Here is a 23,759-nt window from a genome sequence, read left to right as displayed (position 1 = left end):
ATGTACGAGTTGCATCCGAAACTGGCACAGGACACCTTCAGCATCGGTGAGTATGAGCTCAGTGAGGTGCGCTTGATGAACGATACGCGCTATCCCTGGGTGATTCTGGTACCAAAGCGGTTTAATGTGGGGGAGATTTATCAGCTCAGTGAGGAAGAACAGCAGCGGCTGATTTATGAATCGAGCTTCACGGCACAGCAGATGATGGAACTGTTTTCAGCAGAGAAAATGAATGTGGCGGCGATAGGTAATATAGTCGAGCAATTGCATCTGCACCATGTGGCACGTTTTACCACTGACGTGACCTGGCCACTACCGGTCTGGGGCATTGGTGAAGCACAAGCCTATTCGGATGTCGCTGCCAAGGCGATGCTGTCGCAGCTTCGAAGAGTGCTGGATGACCTGCTGATTTAATTTATGACCGAGCTACGGTTTCGCCTGCATCTGCCGCGGCAAGAGGCACTTCGTTATTACCAGGGCCAGGTCAGCACGGTTGTTGTGCGCGCCCACAACGGTCAAACCATCAGTTTTCCTGCTTACCACATCCGCCCGTTTGTGGATGTCGCCGGTGTTAACGGACTGTTCCGGATTCGTTTTGACGAGAACCATAAGCTGCATTCTCTGGAAAGGATTGGGCCTTAGGTTCCTGACCTGGAGTTTGGATGCCCCATCCCAATCTTTCCCCGCAGGGGGAAGGAGTCAGAACCTGACCCGAAATTAAATATATTCTCTCGCCTCTTGCGGGAGAGGGCTGGGGTGAGGGGAAGCATTAAAACAATTCGCCAAGGCTGCTGCCATGCCGAGAATGCTGGGCTGCCTACCGCCCCACATCAGGACCTTCCACACAAATGCGAAGGTGATATGGTTTTGGACGAACTGAAATTTTTTAGGCTGAAATGACGCCTACTTCTTCTCAATCTTATGCACAATCAGCTGCGTGCCTGACAGCAAGTCATGCCAGCTCAGTTTGTCCTTGCTGAGCCACTGCCAGAGAAAGCCCAGTCCGAAACAAAGCCAGGACATGATGGCCACAGCAAAGCGAATCGATGCCTGCTTCCAGGTGATCTGCACCTGGGTCTGTCCGACCAGGTAAACCTTCCAGGCCCGCATGCCCAGCGTCTGGCCGCCGTGGGTCCAGAACCAGCCGTAGAAGAAAAGACTGACCATCAGCAGATAAAGCAGAAATATCGGGTTGCCTGCCTGGATGGCTTCGCCCTGATTCAGCGCGACAGGAATCACGGTGGCCAATAGCAGGGCAGAAAGCAGAAGCAGGATATCGTAAAGCATGACCATAAGCTGTCGCAACGGGCCGGGACGGGTATTTGTATCTGTCATATAAAACCTGAGAAAGACGCATTTTATTTGGGCGTTAAACCCCACTTAAAGTATCATTATCGCTTTAATTTATCTTTAATTGGGTTCCGCATGCTGCAATTGATTGGCCGTCCGGCTTTTTCTGCTTTCCGACTGGAGAAATTACTCAGCGCCGTTCAGGCGGAGGTCGCTGCTGTCAGCGCGATCAGAACTGAATATCGTTACTTCGTGGAAATTGAAGGCGAATGCATTCTGCCTTTGCCGGAACTCAAACTGGTTGAAGCCCTGCTGGAAGCCAAGGTCGGTGATACGGAGCCGGAAGCAGATGAAAGTTTTTTCCTGGTCACACCGCGCCCGGGCACCATTTCACCCTGGTCAAGCAAGGCGAGCGATATCGCCGAAAACAGCGGTGCGGCGGATATTCAGCGCATTGAACGCGGTGTTGCTTTTTTTGTTAAAAGCAGTCAACCGCTGACTGCCAGAGAAAGACAAAAAGTTGCCCGCCATCTGCATGATCGCATGATCGAATCGGTGTTCGAAAGTATTGATGATGCTGACCGCCTGTTTATGCACGGTGAATCGCGTCCGCTGGTGAGCGTCGATATTCTCAATGGTGGCCGTGAAGCGCTGGTTGCTGCCAATCAGCGCATGGGCCTGGCGCTGGCTGAGGATGAAATTGATTACCTGTTCGACAATTTCACTATGCTCGAACGTAATCCCAATGACATCGAGCTGATGATGTTTGCCCAGGCAAACTCGGAACATTGCCGTCACAAAATTTTCCGTGCTGACTGGATCATTGATGGCGAAACACAGCCGCACACCCTGTTCAACATGATCCGTAACACGCATGACAAAAACCCGGAAGGTGTGGTTACTGCCTACTCGGATAACTCCTCCGTGATTGAAGGGGCCCGCAGCCACCGTTTCCAGGTGGATATGGCGAATGGGCAGTATCACTACGAAGGTGAAGTTCAGCACATCATTATGAAGGTGGAAACCCATAACCATCCGACTGCGATTTCGCCGTTTCCGGGTGCTGCCACCGGTGCCGGTGGTGAAATTCGTGACGAAGGCGCGACCGGGCGTGGTTCCAAGCCTAAAGCCGGCCTGACCGGTTTTACTGTGTCCAACCTGGAGATCCCCGGCTTTGAACAACCCTGGGAAACCCCCTATGGCAGACCGGCCCGCATGGCCTCAGCACTGGAGATTATGACTGACGGGCCACTCGGTGGCGCCGCTTTTAATAACGAGTTCGGCCGTCCCAATCTGTGTGGTTATTTCCGTACCTTTGAAATGCAGGTGGAATCGAACCAGGGCTTTGAAGTCCGTGGTTATCACAAACCGATTATGGTCGCGGGCGGGATGGGCACCATTCGTCCGCAACACGTCAAAAAAGGCATTATGGACCCGGGCATGCAACTGATTGTGCTGGGTGGGCCGGCGATGCTGATCGGTCTCGGTGGCGGGGCTGCCTCGTCGGTGACTTCGGGCACCAGCGATGAGGGGCTCGACTTTGCTTCCGTGCAGCGAGGCAACCCGGAAATGGAACGTCGTTGTCAGGAAGTCATCGATCGCTGTGTCGCGCTGGGTGATGATAATCCGATCATTGCTATTCATGATGTTGGTGCCGGCGGTCTGTCCAATGCGTTCCCTGAACTGGTCGATGACAGCGGTCGTGGTGGTCGCTTCGAACTGCGCTTGATTCCCAATGACGAATCCAGCATGTCACCGATGGAAATCTGGTGTAACGAGTCACAGGAACGCTACGTGCTGGGCGTCCACCCGGATCGGGTCGATGAATTCCAGGCCATATGTGAACGTGAACGCTGCCCATGGGCCATTGTCGGTGAAACCACCGAAGAAGAGCATCTGCTGCTCGGTGACGCCGATAATGAAAACCTGCCCATCGACATGCCATTGTCCCTGCTGCTCGGTAAACCGCCCAAAATGCTGCGTGATGTCACGCATGTCGACAAGACTTACCCTGAGCTCGACTTCAGCGAGATTTCGCCTGAACAGGCGCTGGAGAGGGTGTTGAAACTGCCGGCGGTGGCCAGCAAGAACTTCCTGATTACCATTGGTGATCGTACGGTAACGGGGCTGGTGGCCCGTGACCAGATGGTGGGACCATGGCAGGTACCGGTGGCGGACTGTGCCGTGACGCTGGCGGATCACCATGCACTATTGGGCGAAGCCATGGCGATGGGTGAACGCACCCCTCTGGCCCTGGTTAATGGGCCGGCTTCAGGCCGCATGGCAGTGGGTGAAGCTATCACCAATATTGCGGCAGCCAGAATCGAGAAACTGAGTGATATCAAACTGTCCGCCAACTGGATGGCCGCCTGTGGTCACCCGGGTGAAGATGCCGTTTTGTATGACACTGTCAAAGCTGTCGGTATGGAACTGTGCCCGGAACTCGGTATTGCCATTCCGGTGGGTAAAGATTCACTGTCGATGAAAACGGTCTGGGAAGAAAAAGGCCAGACCAAAACCGTCACCTCACCGTTATCACTGATTATCAGTGCCTTTGCACCGGTCACTGATGCAGCCAATACCAGTACACCGCAATTGCGAACGGATCTGGGTGATACCGACCTGATTTATATCGATCTGGGCCGTGGCCGTAACCGTCTGGCGACCTCAGCACTGGCACAGGTATTCAAGCAGGTGGGCACTGAAGGGCCTGATCTCGATAATGCCACTGATTTGAAGAATTTCTTCAATGCGATTCAACAGCTTAAGGCACAGAATAAAATGCTTGCCTACCATGATCGTGGAGATGGTGGTCTGGTCGTGACTTTGGCAGAAATGGCTTTTGCCGGTCGCTGTGGTATCGATGTTGAACTGAAAGGATTGGGTGAAGCGCTGCCGGTGCTGTTCAGTGAAGAACTGGGTGCCGTAATTCAGGTTCGCCATGATGATCTTGATGAAGTGATGAACCTCCTGGCTGACAACGGCCTGGAGTCACTGTCCTTTGTGATTGGCCAGGCAACTGAAGAACAGCGTTTACGTATCAAGGTTGATGGTCACCAGGTCATCGATCAGTCACGTGTCACCCTGCAGCGCTTCTGGGCTGAAACCAGCTACCAGATGCAGGCATTGCGGGATAACCCGGAATGCGCCAGGCAGGAATTCGACACTATCCTGGATGAATACGATCCGGGCATGTTTGCCAAGCTGAGCTTTGATATGGCAGAAAATGTTGCCGCGCAGCTGATTGTCAGCGGTCAGCGTCCGAAAGTCGCCATCCTTCGCGAACAGGGGGTTAACGGCCAGGTGGAAATGGCGGCTTCATTCGACCATGCCGGCTTCTGTGCCATTGATGTTCATATGAGTGATGTGCTGGAAGGCCGGGTGCAACTGGCCGACTTTGTCGGTCTGGTCGCCTGTGGTGGCTTCTCTTATGGCGACGTTCTGGGCGCCGGTCGTGGTTGGGCCAGCACGATTCTGCATAATGATCGTGCCCGCAAGCAGTTTGCTGACTTCTTCCAGCGTAAGGATACCTTTGCACTAGGGGTCTGTAACGGCTGTCAGATGCTGTCTCAGTTGAAGGAACTGATTCCGGGCAGTGATCACTGGCCGCGTTTCTCTCGCAACCTGTCAGAGCAGTTCGAGGCACGTTTCTCTCTGGTCGAGGTGCTTGATTCACCCTCTGTACTGCTGCAGGGCATGGCGGGTTCTATCATGCCGATCGCGGTGGCACATGGTGAAGGCCGCGCCGATTTCTCAGAAACCGGCTCCGAATCACAGGCGATTGCTGCGATGCGTTTTGTTGACCACTACGGCCATGCCACTGAAACCTATCCATTCAACCCTAATGGTTCAAAAGGCGGCTTGACAGCACTGACCACAGAAGATGGTCGTGTCACGATTATGATGCCTCATCCGGAACGGGTAACCCGTGCTGTTCAGCACTCATGGCACCCGGATAACTGGAGCAAGGAAGGTCCATGGTCCCGCCTGTTTCAGAATGCCAGACGCTGGGTCGGTTAAAACGAATGATGCCTCGCAGATTTGCCCTGCGGGGCAGATTGTTTTTCATGCTGCTTCTGCTGTGGGGCGGGTTTGCATTCCACAGTGGCGCAGAGGCGGCCCAGCCACCGATGGATCTTGCCGAGCTGAACTGGGAGTATCGTTGGGGTGATCTTCCCTTAACTGACACCAGGCCCGATTTTTCCTCGGTGTCTTCCCAATGGCAGCCGATTGCCTACCCGGCCAATCCGCCAGAGCGCGATGAGCAACAGTATGTCTGGTTCCGCACGGTGTTACCCGAAGCCGATCTCTCTGAGCCGGTCATTTTCATTACCAGCATAAACCTGAATGTTGAGGCCTATCTCGACGACCAGTTGATTCACCGCTTCGGTGAACTGGCACAGGACGAGAAAAAACGCTTTATGGGCTGGCCCTGGCATCAGATTAATTTGCCTGAAGACTTTGCCGGTAAAACCCTGTATCTCCGCGTTTATTCCGATTACACCGATATCGGTTTATGGGGTGAAGCCAAGCTGATGGAACGCTCCAACATGCTGCTGCATGTCATCAGCAGTGGTCTGCATGAACTGATTGTTGCCGCTTTTTCTCTGCTGGTGGCTTTTGTAGCCCTGGTGTTTGCGCTGTTTCGAGGCACCAAAAAAGAATTTTTCTACCTCGGTTTATTTTCTCTGGCGACTGCCGGTGTGCTTATCGGGGAAAACCTGGCAATACAGCTGGTCATCCAGTGGCCATTAGTGAAAACCTACCTGGCTGCAGTCAGTTACTTCGCGATGCCGATATTTATCGCCATGCTGCTGTATTACTGGCTGAATGGGGCCAAAGGCAGCCGCTTACTCAAATTCGTGGCTCAGCTACACTTCGTTTATCTGACAGTGGCGGTATTGCTGTCATTAACGGGCGTGGTGAATCTTGCCATCTTTTTCCCGATATTTGATGCGCTGTTCGTGCTCTCCTTGCTCATTATGATGCGGGTTGTGCTGCAAATATCGACACAGGTCAACTACTCCCAGCAACTCGTGCTGGGGGCATTTGCCGTTTATGCCATCTTTTTGCTGGTTGATATGCTGGTGGCACACAGTTTCCTGCCATGGGTCGATTTCCCCATAGCTATAGGCGGCTTACTGTTTGCCCTGGTGCTGGTGGTGATTTCGATACGCAGTTATGTGCACACCAATCTGGCAATGGAACAACTGAATCAGCAACTTGAACAGCGGGTCATTGAACGCACGGCGGAACTGCATGCCTATGTTGATGCAGAACAAAAGCGCCGCAGGGAACTGGAACGGGAAAATCAGTTCAGTGCGGAACTGGAGAAATTCAATGTAGCGCTGCAATCCTGCCAGAATCTTGATGAAGCCAAAACATTGATGCGAGAAAAGCTGAGCGGTGTTTTCAGCCCGACTCGGGTGCAGGTCAGTCTGGATGGCGACATCATCAATACACTGCCGGATGCACAAATCCGGTTGCAGCAGTTGGAAGGGGGCAGCCATGTTCTGGCTTCACTGACACTGGATGGTGGTGATGAGGTCTTATCCAAAGATCGTCTGGCAGACTTCATACGCCGCGCTTCGCAGCGGCTAACAGTGACCCTGGGCAATATCAAGCTGCGTGAAGATTTGCAGCGTTATTCCTTTGAAGACTCCCTGACCGGTTTACGTAACCGTCGCTTTTTTGATGATGCGCTGGCACGAGATATTCAACTCGCCAAGCGTAATCAAACTCCCTTGTCGCTGTTGGTTTGCGATATCGATCATTTCAAACGCTTTAATGATGAGTTTGGTCATGATGCCGGCGATGCGGCCTTGCAGGCTGTAGCAGAGACACTGCAGCAATACTTCCGTGAAAGTGATATTCCCTGCCGCTTTGGGGGCGAGGAATTTGTAGTATTGATGCGTGATGCCGAGCCCGAAGATGCCAGAGCCAAAGCAGAGAAGCTCAAAGAGGCGGTGCAGGCGCTGGATATTCGTTATCGCGGAGAGAAACTCTCACATCTGACCATTTCAATTGGTATTGCCTCTTTGACTGATCGTGATATGGATGCGGAAACTTTGCTGCGACAGGCTGACCAGGCACTCTATGCTGCCAAGCAGGGTGGACGCAATAGAGTGGTCAGTCACAATGAGCAATTCAAACAGTCTCAGGCAAATTGATGGATAAGGCCGGTTTTGATTCGCTGAGCCGTTACATCGACATGCTGCTCGATGCGATTTGTGTTGTCGATAATGAAGGGCATTTTGTCTATGTCAGCGCGGGTGGCGAGCGCATTTTCGGCTATAAACCAGAAGAGATGATAGGCCTTCAGATGCTGGACATGGTGCATCCGGATGATCGTGAACGGACCTTGCAAACGGTGGCTGAAATCATGTCCGGCGTAGCCAAAGTCGATTTTGAGAACCGCTACATCCGCAAGGATGGCCGGGTGGTGAACCTGCTCTGGTCGGCACGCTGGTCGCCAGATGATGGAATTCGTATTGCCGTTGCCCGCGATATTACCCAGTTGAAGCAGACCGAAGCGCGTCAGTCCGCCCTGATCAGCATCTCCGAGGCGGCGCATACTGAACAGAGTCTCACCGATTTATACAAACGCATTCATGACATCATTGCCGGCCTGATATCAATGCAGCAGTTTGTTATTGGTTTGTTTGATGAAAAAAGCGCTGTAACTGAACTGGTCTATCACTGTGGCGCCAGCGAGCTTAAAAATCAGGAAAAAGTACTGGAAACGCTCTGCAGCCAGGTGGCAAGAAGGGGAGAGAGCTGGCCGAAGTCGGACTGGGAAAAAAACGCCGTGCTGGACTGGCTGGCTGTGCCGCTCAAATCCCAGGATGGCATTGTCGGTGCCTTGATGGTCAAAACGGATTCCGATAATAAAGCAGAGAATGTCGATGAACGGGAGTTGCTGGAGTTCGTGTCTACCCAGATTGCAGCAGCGATAATGCGCCGGAAGATGCTGGAAAGCCTGCATCAGCTGGCGATGTTTGATCAGCTGACCGGCTTGCCCAATCGCCGTCTGTTCCATGATCGTTTTCAACAGGTACTGGCGCGGGCTAAGCGTAATCAGGAGTGTTTTGCGGTGCTCTACCTTGATCTCGACAAGTTCAAACAGGCAAATGATCATTTCGGCCATGAAGCCGGGGACCGCATATTGCGACAAACGGCCCAGCGTCTGAATAGCTGCCTGCGTGATACCGATACCGTCGCCAGAATGGGCGGTGACGAATTTGTCATGATTCTGGATCGTATCGACCCAAAAGATGTTCAGGAGGTTGTTGATAAAATCAGGGTCGAGCTGTCGCTGCCCTATCAGCTCGACGATACCATGCTGAGCATGGCGGCCAGCATCGGCGTGGCCTGCTTTCCTGAGCATGGCGAGACACAGATGGCGCTGCTGCAGCAGGCTGATAATGATATGTACAGGGTGAAGCGGTCTGGTTAGCATCAGACACGGTCCTGACTGACCTGTGAAATATGAGTTGATTCACAGTTTTTATTACTCGATTGAATTAACGGTTATTTTCAATCGAACTCATCGGTGATGGTCCTGTCCTACTAACGAACCAAACGACAGGAGGTTACATGAAAAAATTCACTTCGATACTAACTGCGTTGTTATTCACCGGTCTTCTGGCCGCGGGCTCAGCGATGGCTGCAGACCACAGCGTGCAGGCACAGGGCATGAAATTTTCCCCCATGATCATCACGATAGAACCGGGTGACACCGTTTCCTGGGAAAATATGTCCACACACAATGTGCATATGATGGAAGGGCTGATTCCGGAAGGGGCAGAAGCCTTTGTTTCTCCGATGAGTGAAGATGTAAGCCATACTTTTGAAAATGAGGGTATCCACATCTATCAATGTGACCCTCACATTGGTGCCGGAATGGGCGGTGCTGTCATCGTCGGCAAACCGGGCAACCTGGAAGCCATTAAGTCTCAGGACGTTTCCGGTGGTTTAGGCCGGGTTGTCGACAAAGCTATCGAAAAAGCTGAAGGAATGTAATCAGTAACCCAGCGTAGAATTAAACCGGCTGCATCTGCAGCCGGTTTTTTTATGGCCTGTTATCAGCTAAAAAACACAGCTAGCCAGATGGTCGGCTGTTCAGAATCGGTTCTGAGAACCTTGTGCCGCTGGTGCGCCGGAATCAATAAATAGTCGCCTGCATTGAGCTCGATTTCATTCTCATCCTCAAACAGCAAGGTGCCGGAACCGCCCAGCACAATGACCCATTCATTTTCATCCTGATCATACCAACCTGATTCAGGAGACCGCTGTCCATAAGAGACGATGCGCTCTATGCGAACATTTTCGCTGGTCAGGATGTCTGCAAAGACTTCCTTATCAATTGATGTCGGCAAGTGCGAAAAAATATTGTTTTTAGTCATTGTTTGATGGCACTGCTTCAATTTCATCCAGATTCTCAGCCGGGCCGGCCTGTTTTCGGCGCCAGGCCTCCATCAGGCGGGAAGTGACCAGATCCCCGGTCACATTAACGGCAGTTCTTGACATATCAAGAATACGATCAACCCCCATAATCAGCGCAATACCGCTGGGCGGAATACCCACGGTCGTCAGCACCATTGATAGAATCACGATGCCAACACCGGGAGTCGCTGGTGAACCAATAGAGGCACCTACTGCCATCGCCACAACCAGTGCCATACTGGCCATACTCAGATCGATGCCATAAGCCTGTGCCAGAAAGATTGTAGCGACGCTTTGATAGAGCGCTGTGCCGTTCATATTGATGGTGGCACCCAGAGGAATAACAAATTGTGCAATTGACGGCCTGACGGCCAGCTTCTCCTGCGCGGTACGGATCGACAGTGGCATCACCGCGGCGGAACTTGAGGTGGAAAAAGCGAGCAACAGTACATCCCGACAATGTTTGAGAAACTGAACCGGATGCTGCCCGGCCAGCAATCTCAACAGCAGCAGATAAACAATCATCATGAGTAGAAGGCCTGTCAGCACGGTAAGGACATAAGAGGCCATGCCCAGCAAAGCACTGAGGCCGATACTGGTAGTGAGTTGAGCCATAAGACCAAAGACGGCATAGGGCGCCAGCCGCATTGCCCAATGAACTACGGTCATGCATATTTGTTGCAGGGAACGCAGCAAGTCCAGCATTGGCCGTGATTGTGCAATTGGCATAGAAACCATTGCCACGCCGACAATGATGGAGAAAATAACGACCTGCAACATCTGACCCTGAACCATCGCATCAAGTGGATTACCCGGCAACAGGCCTAACATCACATCAGGCAGTGTGCTCAGATCCGGTATAGTCGCCGATGGCATCTGACTGCTGTCCTCTCTGGGCAAGGCGATGCCCTGCAACAGTTTACCCGGGCTAAACAAATGCCCGACCCACAAACCGATGGCAGCAGCCAATGCCGTGGTGGCAGTAAAGAACAGGACGACCCTAACCCCAACCTTTCGCAGTTGTTCCATATCTTCGGTGGCTGCAAGTCCGCGCACCACTGAGGCGATGACCAAAGGAATAACGATCATTTGAATGGTGGCTATAAACAAGTGGCCCGGGAAAGCCAGCCAGTTACCGATAATAGTGCCGGTGGCCGGTTGAACCAGCCCTACTGAAGGTCCGAGCATAATCCCGGTTATCAAGCCCAGAAACATGCCTATCAAGACTTTCAGCCAGAGTCGATGCTGGACCAGGCCAAATAAGTAGCTGCTCAGTGAACGACGGGGTGTTAAAGCGGGTTTCTTATCCGGCTCTTGGCTTATTTTTTCTGACATTACGCGTCCCTGATCTGATATTTGAATCTGTCGTGAAAGCTATCCCAAATTCAAAATAGCACAACAAAAGCCATGCTGGCTTGCTCAACCAAGTGGGTTCGATAGCAGCAAGAATTGCGTCATGAGCCTGATTCTGTTCAACTTGGGCGCTAGGGCTTGTTGGTCTCTCATCTTCAATACTGAAAGATCTACAAGCCCTGGGTGTGTGCCACAATACGCACAACATTTCTGGGTGGTCAAAAGGACAATTTGAGTATGACCTTGCGGGCAATTTTTAGTGACTGGGCTGAGCGTTACTTCTCTGATGAAGAAGCGGTAATCATGCTGATTGTGCTTGTGCTCGGCTTTGCTGCTGTGATCTGGTTCGGTCGCATGCTGGCTCCGTTCTTTACTGCGCTGGTGCTGGCGTTTTTGCTTCAGGGTGTTGTGAACTTGCTGACCCGCAGACATATACCGGAGAAGCTCGCCATTGGTATCGTCTTCCTCGGCTTTATCGGTGCCATGCTGGCGCTGGCTTTTCTGCTCATGCCATTGCTGTGGAACCAGTTGGTTAACCTGGTACAGGAAATTCCGAAGATGTTGTCCAGCGGCCAGCAATGGCTGGACGAACTGCAACAGAAATATCCCAATTTTGTCACTCAGGACCAGATCCAGACCTGGATTGATGCCATCAGTCGCGAATTCAATCTCTATGCACAACGTGCGTTGACTTTGTCTCTGGCTTCTCTTGGCAGTGTGATCGGCTTGATTGTCTATCTGGTACTGGTGCCGATTCTGATCTTTTTTATGCTCAAAGACCGTGAAAAACTGGTTGGCTTTACTTTGTCAGTGTTGCCGGAAAAACGTGGACTGATGAGCCGGATCTGGAATGAGATGGATGATCAGATTGCCAACTATGTGCGCGGAAAAGTCGTTGAAATAATTATCGTTGGTTCCGTCACCTTCGTGACTTTTGCCCTGTTCGGCCTGCCTTATTCGGCACTGCTTGCGGTGCTGGTTGGCTTCTCCGTATTAGTCCCGTTTATCGGGGCGGCTGTCGCTACCTTGCCGGTTGCCGCAGTGGCCGGTTTTCACTTTGGTCTGACCAATGAGTTTCTCTATGTGGTGATCGCCTATGGCGTTATTCAGGCTCTGGATGGGAACGTACTGGTACCCGTTTTATTTTCCGAAGCGGTCAATCTGCACCCGGTATCGATCATCCTTGCCGTGTTGTTTTTTGGGGGAATTTGGGGCTTCTGGGGTATTTTCTTTGCCATTCCACTGGCGACGCTGTTAAAAGCCCTGATGAACGCCTGGCCTCGCAGCCTCAAACGCAGTCAGCAACCGTCTTCGCCTTCATCGTGAGGTCCCAGTAAGTCGTTTCACGACTTAAGGGACAGGCTTGCAGTTATAAATAGGTAATTTAAATACCTGATTATTGAATTATCTGTAATATAAGCGTAGTTTGATATTAACGCTTACTGTAGAAAAGATAAAAAGCCATTAACTATTAACATGTTACACACCGTTCCTAAGAAAGCGTTAATACAAATTGCAGAGCAAGCGCGTGCGTATGTTGCGCTGACCGCTATCGGGAAATCGGCACATAGCGGGCCTGATTGCTTCTCGATAAAACATAAAAATACTTTACGCTGCCATCCATCTTTTTGATGAGCTGGAGTTGTAACTGACTCCAGTTATCAGGCACGTGCGTTATCACAAAAAGGAGTGAGCTGATGACAAACGTAAAAAAACTCTGGCTGTTTCTGGCGCTGCTACTGGTCGTTTCTTTTGCTGTCCTGATCTGGAGTGGTAACCAGATTTACCAGAAAGCACCTCCAATGCCTGACAAGGTGGTCAGCAGCAATGGTGAATTAATTTACAGCCGTGACGAGATCGAACGCGGCCGCCAGGTCTGGCAATCATTCGGGGGCATGCAACTGGGCTCAATCTGGGGTCATGGCGGTTATGTCGCGCCGGACTGGAGCGCTGACTGGATGCATCGGGAAATGATAGCGCTACTCGATATCTGGGCCAGTAGGGAGTATGGCCTCGACAGCTATGAGCTGGCCAGCACAGAACAGCAGGCCGCACTGGAAGGTCGTCTGAAATCCCGTGTCAGAAACAATAGCTATAATCCCGATACCGGTGTGATTACGCTCAGTGAGGACCGGAGACAGGCAATCAGCCAGGTGGCCGGGCATTATCAAAGTCTTTTCAGTGACGATCCGGCAACCGCTGAACTGCGTGAAGCATACGCCATGAAGGACAACACGGTAGCGACAGCAGAAAACCGTCGTGTTCTGTCCGCCTTTTTCTGGTGGACTGGCTGGGCCACCATGACCAATCGGGTTGATGATGATACGACTTACACCAATAACTGGCCCAGCGAACCATTGATTGGCAATGAACCACCGGCCAGCATGTTTCTGTGGTCAGTGTTCAGTATCACCTTTCTGCTGGCCGGTATCGGTCTGATGGGCTGGTATTACGCGGTGTCTCATGACAAAGAGGAAGCAACCGGTCAGTTACCGGAAACCGACCCGATGCGGGATCTGCAACCAACGCCTTCGATGCTGGCAACGGCAAAATATTTCTGGGTGCTGCTGGCCCTGTTCCTGGTGCAGATTCTGCTTGGGGCGATTACCGCTCACTATCAGGTGGAAGGGCAGGTGATGTACGGCTATGAATTGGCCGATATTCTGCCTTACTCGATAACGCGAACCTGGCATACCCAACTGGCAGTGCTTTGGATCGCACTAGCCTGGCTGGCAACGGGGCTGTATATCGGTCCGGCTGTATCCGGCTATGAGCCGCCTTATCAACGGCTCGGTGTGAATGTGTTATGGGTTTGTCTGCTGGTGATTGTGGTCGGCGCATTTGCCGGTCAATGGCTGGCAATCAATCAGACCCTGGGCCTGGAGCATAATTTCTGGTTCGGCCACCAGGGATGGGAATATGCGGATATCGGTCGTTTCTGGCAATGGTTTCTGTTTATCGGCCTGTTGCTCTGGCTGTTTCTGGTTGGTCGTGCCTTATGGCCGACCTTGCGGCAACCGTCTGAAAACCGTTCCATCATCGGTTTGTTGTTTCTATCCACAGTCGCCATCGGTTTATTTTTCGGTGCGGCACTGGTCTGGAATGAGCATACCCATATTTCGATGGTCGAGTACTGGCGCTGGTGGCTGGTGCACCTCTGGGTAGAAGGCTTCTTTGAGGTGTTTGCGACGGCAGTTATCGCCTTTCTGTTTACCCGGCTGGGTTTAATACCGGTCAAAACCGCCACGGTCGCGGTTTTATTCGCGACCATTATCTTTATGTCCGGTGGTGTGATCGGGACCCTGCATCATCTCTATTTTGTAGGCTCACCGACACCGGTGCTGGCGCTGGGGGCCAGCTTCTCAGCACTGGAAGTGGTGCCACTGGCCTATATCGGTTTTGAGGCCTACCACAACTACCGGTTGGGCAAAGCCACCGAATGGATGAAGCGATACCGCTGGCCGGTGATGTTTTTCGTTGCTGTGGCGTTCTGGAATCTGGTCGGGGCCGGCCTGTTCGGCTTTTTGATTAATCCGCCTTTATCCCTGTATTACATGCAGGGCCTCAACCTCACCCCGTTACACGGACATACGGCTTTATTCGGTGTCTACGGTATGCTCGGTATCGGGCTGGCACTGTTTTGTCTGCGCGGCATTAAACCCAACCTTGTCTGGCGCGAAGGCATACTGAAATCCAGCTTCTGGTGTCTGAATATCGGTCTGGCCCTGATGGCACTGCTCACGCTTTTGCCGCTCGGCGTACTGCAATTATTCGCCAGTCTGGAGAAAGGCTATTGGTATGCCCGTTCAGCCGAATTCATGCAGCAACCGCTGGTGGATTTACTGGTCTGGATGCGTGTGCCCGGTGACACTATCTTTGCGATTGGTGCCTTGCTGCTGGCCTGGTTTATCGCCAGCCTCTGGATTACGCCGAAATATGACAACGCAGAGCGTCAACGCTAAGAAAGTCGGGGGTAATCCATTGTGACGGAGTTCTACAGCGAGGTCAGGCTGGTGCATATGCTGATGGCAGTAGCCAGCGGCAGTCTGCTGTTCATCCAGGGGCTCATCTCTATGCCTCACGCCGATGGCTGGGTGTACAAGTCAATGCGATACCTGCGCTACGGAGTCGATACCGTCTTAATCACAGCGGCGCTGATGCTGACTAATATCGTGCAGCAGTATCCGTTTATCAATAGCTGGCTCAGTGTGAAGTTTGTGTTGCTGTTGGTCTATCTCTGTCTGGGCCAGCTGCTGTTCTATACCGCAGGCTCCCCTCAGCAACGCTTTACTGCCTGGGGCATGGCTTTACTTACCTTGCTGTATATTTTCAGCGTAGCAACAACGCAGCAAGGCTGGGGTGTTTTCAACCTTGGACTTGGTTATGCTGTTGACGTTACAGCCAGTTAAACAGGACAGCCATGTCGACCCTAGTCGTACAAATTGTTATTCAGCAATGGGATAAAGGGCAGCAATCAGAGGCGGATATCAGCGCCCGAGCAGAGAGTCCGGATCGCTACCCGGTCACCGACCCCGATGCCCGTTATCTGTTTGATCATCAGGTCGTGCTCGATCAGCATGGGGACGATGTGATGGGCAATCGCATTCAGTATGAACTCAGTGATGACGGTCGTTTTATTATTGACCGCTTTCGTTTTGATCTGAATCGCAAGCTGCTCGAATACATTGCTCAGCCTGATTCCATGTTACCGACTGAGCCGGTCGCCGATCTCAGTGATGGCTGGGTTCAGTGCCGTTATCAATGGCGCTACAAAGTCTATGAAGGGGGCTTTTATTACTGGCTCTATGAGGCGATTATCGTTAATGCCGGTTTTGTCGAGAGCCTGAAGCAGGATGTGTTCACCGGCTCGGAACCGACCTTGGTATTTGAGCCTTGAGCAATAAAAAAGAACCGGCCGATCGGCCGGTTCTTTCTGTTTGAGCCGGTTTACTTAATCACACCACAGGCAAGGCGGGCACCGCCACCACCCAGTGGCTTGGGATGATCGGAATAGTTATCTCCATCCACATGAACCATTAGAGACCGGTTTCTGATTTCCTTCAGCGTCAGTTTTGGCGCCAGTACCGGTTGTGTAGCCATACCGTTTTTATCAACGTACAAGGCCGGTAAATCACCGGCGTGGCCGTGTAAGTCCCAGGGTTCAGCATGGCGTCCGGTATTGGCCGGATCAAAGTGACTGCCAGCGGCACCGCCCGGTACCATTTCTCCATCTTTCTGCTTGGGACCACAGGATGCAATTTCATGGACATGGAAGCCATGATTACCTGCCGACAGGTTACGCATATCCGGTGTAAAGACCGTACCAAACGGGTGCTGGCTGATAGTGACTGTCCCGGCTGATTCACCGGTCTGCAGATTTTTCATATCGACCGTGATGGAGTCAGCCGCAAAAGCACTGGAAGTCAGCAACAGCGATGAGAGTAGGGCGAGTTTTAACTTCATACAATCTCCTTTTTCATGAGTCATTTCAGGTTATTAATCTGGACTCTGTGAAAGAGGAGATGTTCCTATAAAAGGCAGCCAGGGTTGAATGCACTCAAACCCAGCCTGCCAGTCAGGCCAAGTTAAGTGATGCGGCGCCACAGTTATCAGGATTAACCTCTGACAGCGGCCTCGATGGTGGCGATATCGATTTTGTGCATCTCCATCATGGCATCAAATGCCCGTTTGGCTGCCGCAGGGTCGGGATGGGTGATGGCTTCTGACAACACGACAGGTGTTATCTGCCATGACAAACCCCATTTGTCTTTACACCAGCCACAGGCACTCTCCTGACCACCATTATCGACAATGGCATTCCAGTAACGATCCGTCTCGGCCTGGTCATAAGTGGCAACCTGAAATGAAAAGGCCTCGTCGTGGGTAAACGCCGGTCCGCCATTCAAACCCAGGCAGGGAATCCCCATCACGGTGAACTCAACCGTCAGGACATCACCCTTTCTGCCTGAGGGGAAATCACCGGGGGCAGTATGAACAGCGTCCACAGAAGAGTCAGGGAAAGTCTCGGCATAAAATCGTGCAGCCGCTTCGGCATCACCATTAAACCAGAGGCAGATTCTGTTTTTGGCCGATATCGTCATATCGATTTTCCTTTTTTACTGAAATGGTCAGTTATTTGGGCATCAACTCGGCCTGGATCGGTTGATTTGTCCTTCACTGTTTAGTTGAGTTCTGGAATCAGCGGCAGTGCTGAATAAAATAAGCAGTCCGGCCAGGGCAGAAATCAGTGAAGCCAGGAAGATGCCAACCTTGGCACTGTCAATGAGATTATCAGGGAAGGCAATATTGGCTATAAACAGTGCCATCGTGAAACCGATGCCTGCCAGAAAGCTGCCGCCAGTCATCAGGCGCCAGTTCAGTTCCTCTGGGCGTATAGCAATATGTGAGCGTAAAGCCAACCAACTGAAAGACAGAATGCCGATTGGTTTGCCAAGCGCGAACCCGAGGAATACGGCGAGTGTGAGCGAGCTTTCAAGCTGATTGAGATCCAGTGACAAGCCGGCGTTAGCAAAGGCGAACAATGGCATGATGAAAAAAACCACCCAGGGATGCAGGGCAATCTCAAGGCGCTCCAGAGGTGAAAGTGTCTCGCGCGAGGCAAATTCTGCCATCTGCAAGGTTTGACGATCTTCCGTGTCACCGCTTCCCTGGCTGGCTGATGGATGTGCGATAACCTGCTCCAGTATGGCATAGAGTTGCTCGTCACTGACCCATCGGCGTGCTGGTGTCATCAGCCCGAGTATGACGCCTGTGATGGTGGCATGAATGCCGGATGCATCGACTGCAAGCCAGACGAAACTACCCACGATAAAGTAAATCGGAAAACCCCGGAAACCAAGCATGGCCATTCCACGAATAAATAACAGGCCAAGTAGCGCCAGGACCACAGGCCACCAGTCAATCTGGCCGCTGTAGCCGATAGCAACGACAAGGATGGCACCAATATCATCAACAATCGCCAGAGACAGCATGAATACCCGCAAACTTTGGGGAATACGTGTGCCAAGTAGGGCCAGGCAGCCAATAACAAATGCGGTGTCAGTGGCCATGACCGTGCCCCACCCATGTTCACCGGGTTGTCCATGCTGCATTAACAGATAAATTGAAGCAGGTACCAGCATGCCGCCCACTGCGCCGGCAATCGAAAGCATCGCCATGCGAGGTGTTTTCAATTCTCCGAGTACTAATTCACGCTTAAGTTCGAGTGCCACAAGAAAGAAAAAAAGCGTCATCAGACCATCATTGATCCATTCGCGTATGGAGCGAGAAAAGTCCAGTGCCCCGGCTTCGATGCCAAGCTGTGTTTCCCAGACATGCTCGAAAGCATCAGCCCACGGCGAGTTGGACAGAAACAATGCGCCAAGAGTGAATAACAGAAGAATCCCGCCACCTGCTGATTGAATATGCAAGAAGCGAATAAAAGGGCTCATCAATCGATCGGCTAAAACCTTTGGAAGCCTACCTGCAAGCAGGGAATTGTGATGATCAGTGGTCACGAAAAAGTGACCTGAAAGCAAGCGACGCGACCACCACCAGGCTGGTTTTGTCATGGTGCTTGTTTAATTTATTCATGTCGCATACCACAGAATTGCAAAGTAGTGGCATGTGGTACCTCCCATAACAAACAGGTGCCAGATGAAGTGCCCGTAATACAATCTGGAATCAGTGGCGAAGAAGATCACGCCCAATGTGTAAAACAGACCACCCGCCAGCAACCAGATAAGGCCATTTAGGGGCATCAACATCAGTAATGGATCGATGGCGAACAGGATAAGCCAGCCCATCAGCAAATAGAGGCAGGTTGACAGAATCGGGTGCGACTGGCGTTGAAATATTTTCAATGAAACACCCAGGGCCGCCAGGCCCCATACCAAACCAAACAGTGTCCAGCCCAGGCCACCGTTCAATATACCCAGCGTGAATGGTGTGTAGGTACCAGCGATAAGCACAAAGATTGCTGAGTGCTCAATCATCCGCCACCGGTGTTTGGTTCCACCTGCAGGCAGGGCATGATAAATAGTGGAGGATGAATAAAGGAATATGGCACTGGCCGAAAATACCATTGTGCCCAGTAACTGAAGCGAACTCTGTTCACTCGCACTGATAAGGAGAAACGGGGTGCCAATCAGCACGGCAAGCAGCGATATGCCGTGGCTGATGCAGTTTGCGAACTCTTCACCTCTCGATTGCACACGTACTGGGTTTCTCATTATCTGCATGACATTGTCATTCATAACAAGCACTCTCCTTGGGGGACAAGGGACGTCAAACAGTACGGGCTCTGTTGCTCTGATAAGCCACCCGCGGACTTTTGAGAGATAGCGATTCTGATCTGTGATTAATGACTATGACCCGGGGTTCCGCCATCATCTACTGTTGCCGTGAAAAAAGCGACACGGCAGTACTTTACCAAAGCGAATATTGCTTTTCAGTATCGGCTTCTCATCCCCTCGAACTCCAGCTCAAGCTTAACTTTATTGTGATGAGAATTCAGGCGGGATGGCAAGGCTACGAGCAGAGCTATTCTAATCAGTGCTTAAGCCACTCATATGCCATCTGTCTGGCTGTCCGTTCAGCCAGCTCCGGCCCAAGAAAGCGGGATACCAGATGAAGGCTCATATCGATGCCCGCCGAGATACCGCCTGAGGTAATGAACTTACCCTCATCAACCCAGCGTTGCGCTTCAATGACCGTCAAATCAGGGTACGTTTCCCGAAGCGCGTCAATATCTTCCCAGTGCGTCGTGACCCTGCGCCCGGCAAGCAGGCCTGCTTCAGCAAGGATAAATGCACCGGTGCAGACAGAGGCGACGACCTTCGCTTTTTCAGCAGTTCTGGCTACCCAGTGTATGACATTGGATTTGTTCAGCTCCCGGGTGTGAACGCCGCCGACAACGATAAGCAAGTCAATATCAGGATGGTTGCTCAGGTCGTAATGTGGGTTAACGCTGAAACCACCCCTGGCAATAACAGGTGCTTTTTGCTCAGCAATAAGGAAAACCTCAAAGGCCTTGTTTGAATCAGCTAGCCGGTTGGCCGTTGAAAACACCTCAAAGGGGCCGGAAAAATCCAGCACCTCGGCATTGTCATAAATGTAAATTCCAATGTTCAAAATCTGGCTCTTATGATCCTGGTTGCGTCGGGGCTATCTGCTCATTATTGACTGACCGAGTAGCAGCTTGAGATATCCGGCCATTGTTCGGTTTTGATGGTCGTGTAGTGGCTCCAGAACGCATTGTCGATGGCCTGCAACTGGGCGGGCGTATCATCGCGACGGTATCGTGCCAGGTGTCCCGGACCGCCGTTATAAGCGGCATAGGTTGCCTTTATCAAATTGTCATCACCGCCGGGCTGCTCGTGCTCGCCAAGCCGGATCGCATAATCAACCAGGTAATGGGTCAGAATATCGATACCGGCATTCACATTGTAGTCGACCTCATTAACGAGGCGGTCAAGATCGTAGACCTTACGCCAGACCCGGCCATTGATCTGCATCATGCCCACGGCACCACCGGGTGAACGCAACACCTGGGGCTCGCTACCCGAGCCTGAGAAATGGCGCCAGCAGGATTCTTTCCATGCAGTAGCACGAACCAGGGGATCGAGCCGCTCTGTCAGCCGGTCAGGCAGGCGATTATTTTTGTCCAGCCAGGCGCTGGCCTGTTCCTCCAGCAAGCTGGCGACCAGCTTCAGGTAAGCATCAAGATTGTCCGGTTGCGGGACCAGCCCCTTTAAAGCCTCGGCCGGGGTGATACTGTCGGCATGCGCGGCCGGCAACAGCCAGGCTCCAAACCGGCCAAAACCCCCGGCGATTTGTTGGGTCAACGCGACGGTGGTGAATTCGGCCTCTTCTCGGGTCTCAAATCCAAACAAATCGCGAAATTCTGGATCGACCTCCAGCGGCAATGGGGTAAAACTCGGTGGCGCCGATTCGGCCATCAGTAAGCGGGCCAGCCTGCGCAGCCCGTCACGCGTGATTTCCAGACCATATTCCGGTCCCAGGGCATCAAGTGCCCGCAGTGCGTCACCGCCTGCCAGAAACGCGGCAAGCCGGAAGTCTACTTCCAAACCTGGCGTTTCCAGGCCTTCAAGTATGCCCATCAATGGCCGCAAACGATCCCATGTGGTCAGGAACAGTTCGCGAACCGGATCATGTTCCGGGTCATCGACTGTCAGCGCCTCGGCAATCGCGTGTCTCGCATCCAGTAGCACAGCGAATAACTCAAGCCGCAAGGCACGGGAATCAGTAGATTGGGCCAGCATCGTAATGATGGTGGTCAGAAAGCCGTCTAACTCATCTTCAAGCGTTTGCCATTCAGCCAACTCGCTGGCGTCCAGAATGGGCTCGGGGACTTGCTCGACCGGTTCAGGAGGGCGAACCTGGAAAGCCAGCCAGGCCCTGACGCCGGTTTCTTCAGTCTGGAGGCGGGCAATGTGGGTTCGCTGCACCAGGGACGGCACATCATTCTGGCCCAGCAATTGTTCGATCAATTCATCCAGGCTGTTCAGTGGCCCGGCCAGGTCAATTTGCATGGTTTTGATGCGTGGCAGCACCAGCGCATCGGCAATGATCTGAACGGGTTTGCTCAAAAGGCCGGGACTACTATCCGGGCGCGACAACTGGATCGAATCAGGTACAAACTCGATGGCCAGACCCGATGCCGTTACCTGCGGCGTCAATTTAAATGCAAGACGTCCCTGCCACGGTTTCGGCCCCCGGCAGGCACCGAAAACGTGGGCACCCGTCGTGGCGGTCAGTGCCATGTCGACAGACAGTTGAGCATCCTCAGTCATCACCCGCACATCAGACAACTCAAGCTGGTTGCAGAGGTCGTTGCGAAGCAAGCTCTGCCCATTCTCATCGATTTCAAGGACACGGCTAATCGCAGACTGCAGATGAGTCGTTTCTGCTAGCAAAGGGATTTCAACTTCGCCCGCGGACAGCGCGTTCGAACTGTATAAGACGAAAAGCAGCCACCCAATGTGTTTCATTCGATGTTCCAGTGGTTAAGAGCGAGATGACTCGCGGGGGTGTGCCAGTTCCTGATTCTGGGCTGCGATATTATCCGCGCTTTTTAAATCACTGTCATAAAATTTAGCGTTGGATGTCCTCAACGCTCATTGTCGCCTCGGAAGAGGGCGGGGGACAAGCAAGATACTGAATTTAAAACCTAAACTTGTAAGCAGCCATTAGCTGATTTTCGAAATTAATTGGCGAACCTCGTCAGCCTTTAATGGCCTCACCAGACGATCCACTTCCTTACCCTCATGCAGGAGTATCAACGTCGGCCAAAGCTTTACCTTAAATGCACGCCCCAGTCGTTTGCCTTTGCCGTCATAGATTCTGATATGACGTAATTCTGAATGTTCTGAGAGTGCTTCTTTTATGGCAGGCGTGGCGGCCTGACAATGTCCACACCAGGGGGCGCCGAACTCAAGTAGCGTGTCACCTGATAATTCGCCAATTTGATCAAGTGTGAAGGTTTCTTCTGAGTAATCAGCGTTAAAACCAATCATTGGTCCTATACCTTTCATATTACCAACCATGAATTTCTAGAATGCCCAATGCAGAGATTGCAACAATGAGTTAATTAGACCGAAGGTCTAAAAATAATCGTTAGCGTGAATGGACCATAATTCGAGAGAAATTAACAAGTACACGTAGCAGTTGTTTAGGTGGGATGGATATCCTGTCTTCTGGTGTTTCCATGACTTCACCTCCCACTTTACATAATGGTTGAGAACATTTAGTTATGTTCTACGCCCACCCGTTACACCAAGGATGGCCAGTCGAGATTTAAGGTAATACTCTTGGAGGAGAGGCTCACCTTATTAACCATTTTTGTGAGTCGAGTAGTCAATTAAATTTAATAATGACTGATAGTCTTCACCATCGATGAGGCAACTGTCTCGGCAGGAATTCAACAATTTAAGAGTCCGTCTGTAATAGGATATTGAGACTATAGTAGTCTCAATATGTTTATGGAATTCGTTAAGGATTGAGCAAAGCTCTAGAACTGATTCCTTACATTGGATGTAGAAATGTCGATTCTTATCTTGCTCACTGAATTCTGTAATTGATTTTCGTATTTTAGGTGGAAGTGCTAAAGAAGATGAGTTCTCTGTTTGCAATCCAAATATTTTTATATCATTTATTCTCTCGTGCAATTGATACAGTGTAATTGGCCCACCCAGAAGTTTAGGAATCGGAATTTCTTGTGAGAATAAGTCATTAGCTATCGAATATTGATACTCAAACGCATCCTGTAGCTCTTTCCTTCTTGCCTGTTTCAACTGAAGGTTGTGATTTAGTTCATGAGTGGTTTTTGTTTGTTCAAGTGCCGCGGCACTATTAGCTAATTCTTCTCTACTCGCTTTAAGCTGCTCGTTTGTTGACCGAAGCTCTCTAACTTGTATTGTTATTGACCAAACCAGCAAAAATATTGTGAGAAAAGTCAGAAATGGATTAAGAACCCCGCCTACAAAATCCCCGAACTGCCCGAAAGTTTCTTGCTTCCCGAATCCATTATTGAAGTTTGAAAAATATATCATTAAGACCAGAGCTATCGAAAAGAGGGCCAGGTAAAGGATTAACTTTATTGGCTTTGGGAGTAAGTCTTCTTCAGATCTGGATTTAGTATTCTCGGTCAT

The 23,759-nt window shown here is 51.5% G+C and carries 21 protein-coding genes; 10 read left to right on the top strand and 11 right to left on the bottom strand.

Annotated features, from left to right (window positions below; translation table 11 throughout):
• Positions 1-414: an HIT family protein gene (locus tag FH755_RS09175; RefSeq protein WP_292440799.1), complete on the top strand. Its 414-nt coding sequence runs from the start codon at positions 1-3 to the stop codon at positions 412-414.
• Positions 415-417: 3 nt separating this feature from the next.
• Positions 418-642 (top strand): DUF2835 domain-containing protein, encoded by a 225-nt coding sequence (locus FH755_RS09170; RefSeq protein WP_292440797.1) that lies wholly within the window; start codon positions 418-420, stop codon positions 640-642.
• A gap of 261 nt (positions 643-903) precedes the next feature.
• Here the strand turns inward: FH755_RS09170 and FH755_RS09165 are convergent, their stop codons facing one another.
• Positions 904-1,335, bottom strand: a complete 432-nt coding sequence (locus tag FH755_RS09165; protein ID WP_292440795.1) for an RDD family protein — start codon at positions 1,333-1,335, stop codon at positions 904-906.
• 90 nt (positions 1,336-1,425) lie between these two features.
• Here FH755_RS09165 and purL point away from each other — a divergent pair, with 90 nt between their 5' ends.
• The 4 genes from purL (at position 1,426) to FH755_RS09145 (ending at position 9,312) form a co-directional block, all read left to right on the top strand.
• Positions 1,426-5,310, top strand: coding sequence for a phosphoribosylformylglycinamidine synthase (gene purL / locus FH755_RS09160; RefSeq protein WP_292440793.1), 3,885 nt, complete (start codon positions 1,426-1,428; stop codon positions 5,308-5,310).
• A 5-nt stretch (positions 5,311-5,315) separates the two neighbouring features.
• Positions 5,316-7,460, top strand: a complete 2,145-nt coding sequence (locus tag FH755_RS09155; RefSeq protein WP_292440791.1) for a diguanylate cyclase — start codon at positions 5,316-5,318, stop codon at positions 7,458-7,460.
• A complete protein-coding gene (locus tag FH755_RS09150) occupies positions 7,460-8,746 on the top strand; it encodes a GGDEF domain-containing protein (RefSeq protein ID WP_292440789.1) in 1,287 nt (428 codons plus the stop codon). The genes FH755_RS09155 and FH755_RS09150 overlap by 1 nt, the downstream gene beginning before the upstream one ends.
• 140 nt (positions 8,747-8,886) lie before the next feature.
• Complete coding sequence (locus tag FH755_RS09145) at positions 8,887-9,312, top strand: plastocyanin/azurin family copper-binding protein (protein WP_292440787.1); 426 nt, start codon at positions 8,887-8,889, stop codon at positions 9,310-9,312.
• 62 nt (positions 9,313-9,374) lie between these two features.
• Here the strand turns inward: FH755_RS09145 and FH755_RS09140 are convergent, their stop codons facing one another.
• Both FH755_RS09140 and FH755_RS09135 read right to left on the bottom strand, forming a co-directional pair.
• Positions 9,375-9,695, bottom strand: a complete 321-nt coding sequence (locus FH755_RS09140; protein WP_292440785.1) for a cupin domain-containing protein — start codon at positions 9,693-9,695, stop codon at positions 9,375-9,377.
• Complete coding sequence (locus tag FH755_RS09135) at positions 9,688-11,070, bottom strand: dicarboxylate/amino acid:cation symporter (RefSeq protein WP_292440783.1); 1,383 nt, start codon at positions 11,068-11,070, stop codon at positions 9,688-9,690. The genes FH755_RS09140 and FH755_RS09135 overlap by 8 nt, the downstream gene beginning before the upstream one ends.
• A gap of 255 nt (positions 11,071-11,325) precedes the next feature.
• Here FH755_RS09135 and FH755_RS09130 point away from each other — a divergent pair, with 255 nt between their 5' ends.
• The 4 genes from FH755_RS09130 (at position 11,326) to FH755_RS09115 (ending at position 15,985) form a co-directional block, all read left to right on the top strand.
• Positions 11,326-12,414: an AI-2E family transporter gene (locus FH755_RS09130; RefSeq protein WP_292440781.1), complete on the top strand. Its 1,089-nt coding sequence runs from the start codon at positions 11,326-11,328 to the stop codon at positions 12,412-12,414.
• Positions 12,415-12,785: 371 nt separating this feature from the next.
• Entirely contained in the window at positions 12,786-15,050 is a 2,265-nt protein-coding gene (locus FH755_RS09125; RefSeq protein ID WP_292440779.1) for a nitric-oxide reductase large subunit, read from the top strand.
• A 21-nt stretch (positions 15,051-15,071) separates the two neighbouring features.
• The gene (locus tag FH755_RS09120; RefSeq protein WP_292440778.1) at positions 15,072-15,497 is read left to right on the top strand and encodes a SirB2 family protein; all 426 of its coding nucleotides are present in this window, start codon (positions 15,072-15,074) and stop codon (positions 15,495-15,497) included.
• 11 nt (positions 15,498-15,508) lie between these two features.
• Complete coding sequence (locus tag FH755_RS09115; protein ID WP_292440776.1) at positions 15,509-15,985, top strand: hypothetical protein; 477 nt, start codon at positions 15,509-15,511, stop codon at positions 15,983-15,985.
• A gap of 50 nt (positions 15,986-16,035) precedes the next feature.
• Here FH755_RS09115 and sodC read toward each other — a convergent pair whose 3' ends face one another.
• The 8 genes from sodC to FH755_RS09075 form a co-directional block, all read right to left on the bottom strand.
• Positions 16,036-16,551, bottom strand: a complete 516-nt coding sequence (gene sodC / locus FH755_RS09110; RefSeq protein ID WP_292440774.1) for a superoxide dismutase [Cu-Zn] SodC — start codon at positions 16,549-16,551, stop codon at positions 16,036-16,038.
• A gap of 152 nt (positions 16,552-16,703) precedes the next feature.
• Positions 16,704-17,189, bottom strand: coding sequence for a VOC family protein (locus FH755_RS09105; RefSeq protein WP_292440771.1), 486 nt, complete (start codon positions 17,187-17,189; stop codon positions 16,704-16,706).
• 42 nt (positions 17,190-17,231) lie between these two features.
• On the bottom strand, positions 17,232-18,539 hold the full coding sequence (nhaA, locus tag FH755_RS09100) for a Na+/H+ antiporter NhaA (RefSeq protein WP_292440769.1): 1,308 nt from the start codon (positions 18,537-18,539) through the stop codon (positions 17,232-17,234).
• Between the two features lie 138 nt (positions 18,540-18,677).
• The gene (locus FH755_RS09095) at positions 18,678-19,343 is read right to left on the bottom strand and encodes a hemolysin III family protein (protein WP_292440767.1); all 666 of its coding nucleotides are present in this window, start codon (positions 19,341-19,343) and stop codon (positions 18,678-18,680) included.
• Between the two features lie 295 nt (positions 19,344-19,638).
• Entirely contained in the window at positions 19,639-20,220 is a 582-nt protein-coding gene (locus FH755_RS09090) for a DJ-1/PfpI family protein (protein ID WP_292440765.1), read from the bottom strand.
• 44 nt (positions 20,221-20,264) lie between these two features.
• Positions 20,265-22,100, bottom strand: coding sequence for a lytic transglycosylase domain-containing protein (locus FH755_RS09085; RefSeq protein WP_292440763.1), 1,836 nt, complete (start codon positions 22,098-22,100; stop codon positions 20,265-20,267).
• Between the two features lie 198 nt (positions 22,101-22,298).
• Positions 22,299-22,643 carry a thioredoxin family protein gene (locus tag FH755_RS09080; RefSeq protein WP_292440761.1) on the bottom strand — a complete coding sequence of 115 codons (345 nt, stop codon included), beginning with the start codon at positions 22,641-22,643 and terminating at the stop codon, positions 22,299-22,301.
• Positions 22,644-22,940: 297 nt separating this feature from the next.
• Positions 22,941-23,759: a hypothetical protein gene (locus tag FH755_RS09075; protein ID WP_292440759.1), complete on the bottom strand. Its 819-nt coding sequence runs from the start codon at positions 23,757-23,759 to the stop codon at positions 22,941-22,943.

The organism is Methylophaga sp. (genome assembly GCF_009711715.1).
In the GTDB taxonomy this organism is placed as follows: domain Bacteria; phylum Pseudomonadota; class Gammaproteobacteria; order Nitrosococcales; family Methylophagaceae; genus Methylophaga.
The sequence above is the reverse complement of the archived record's forward strand: the minus strand, read 5'-3'. Positions and strand labels throughout refer to the sequence as shown.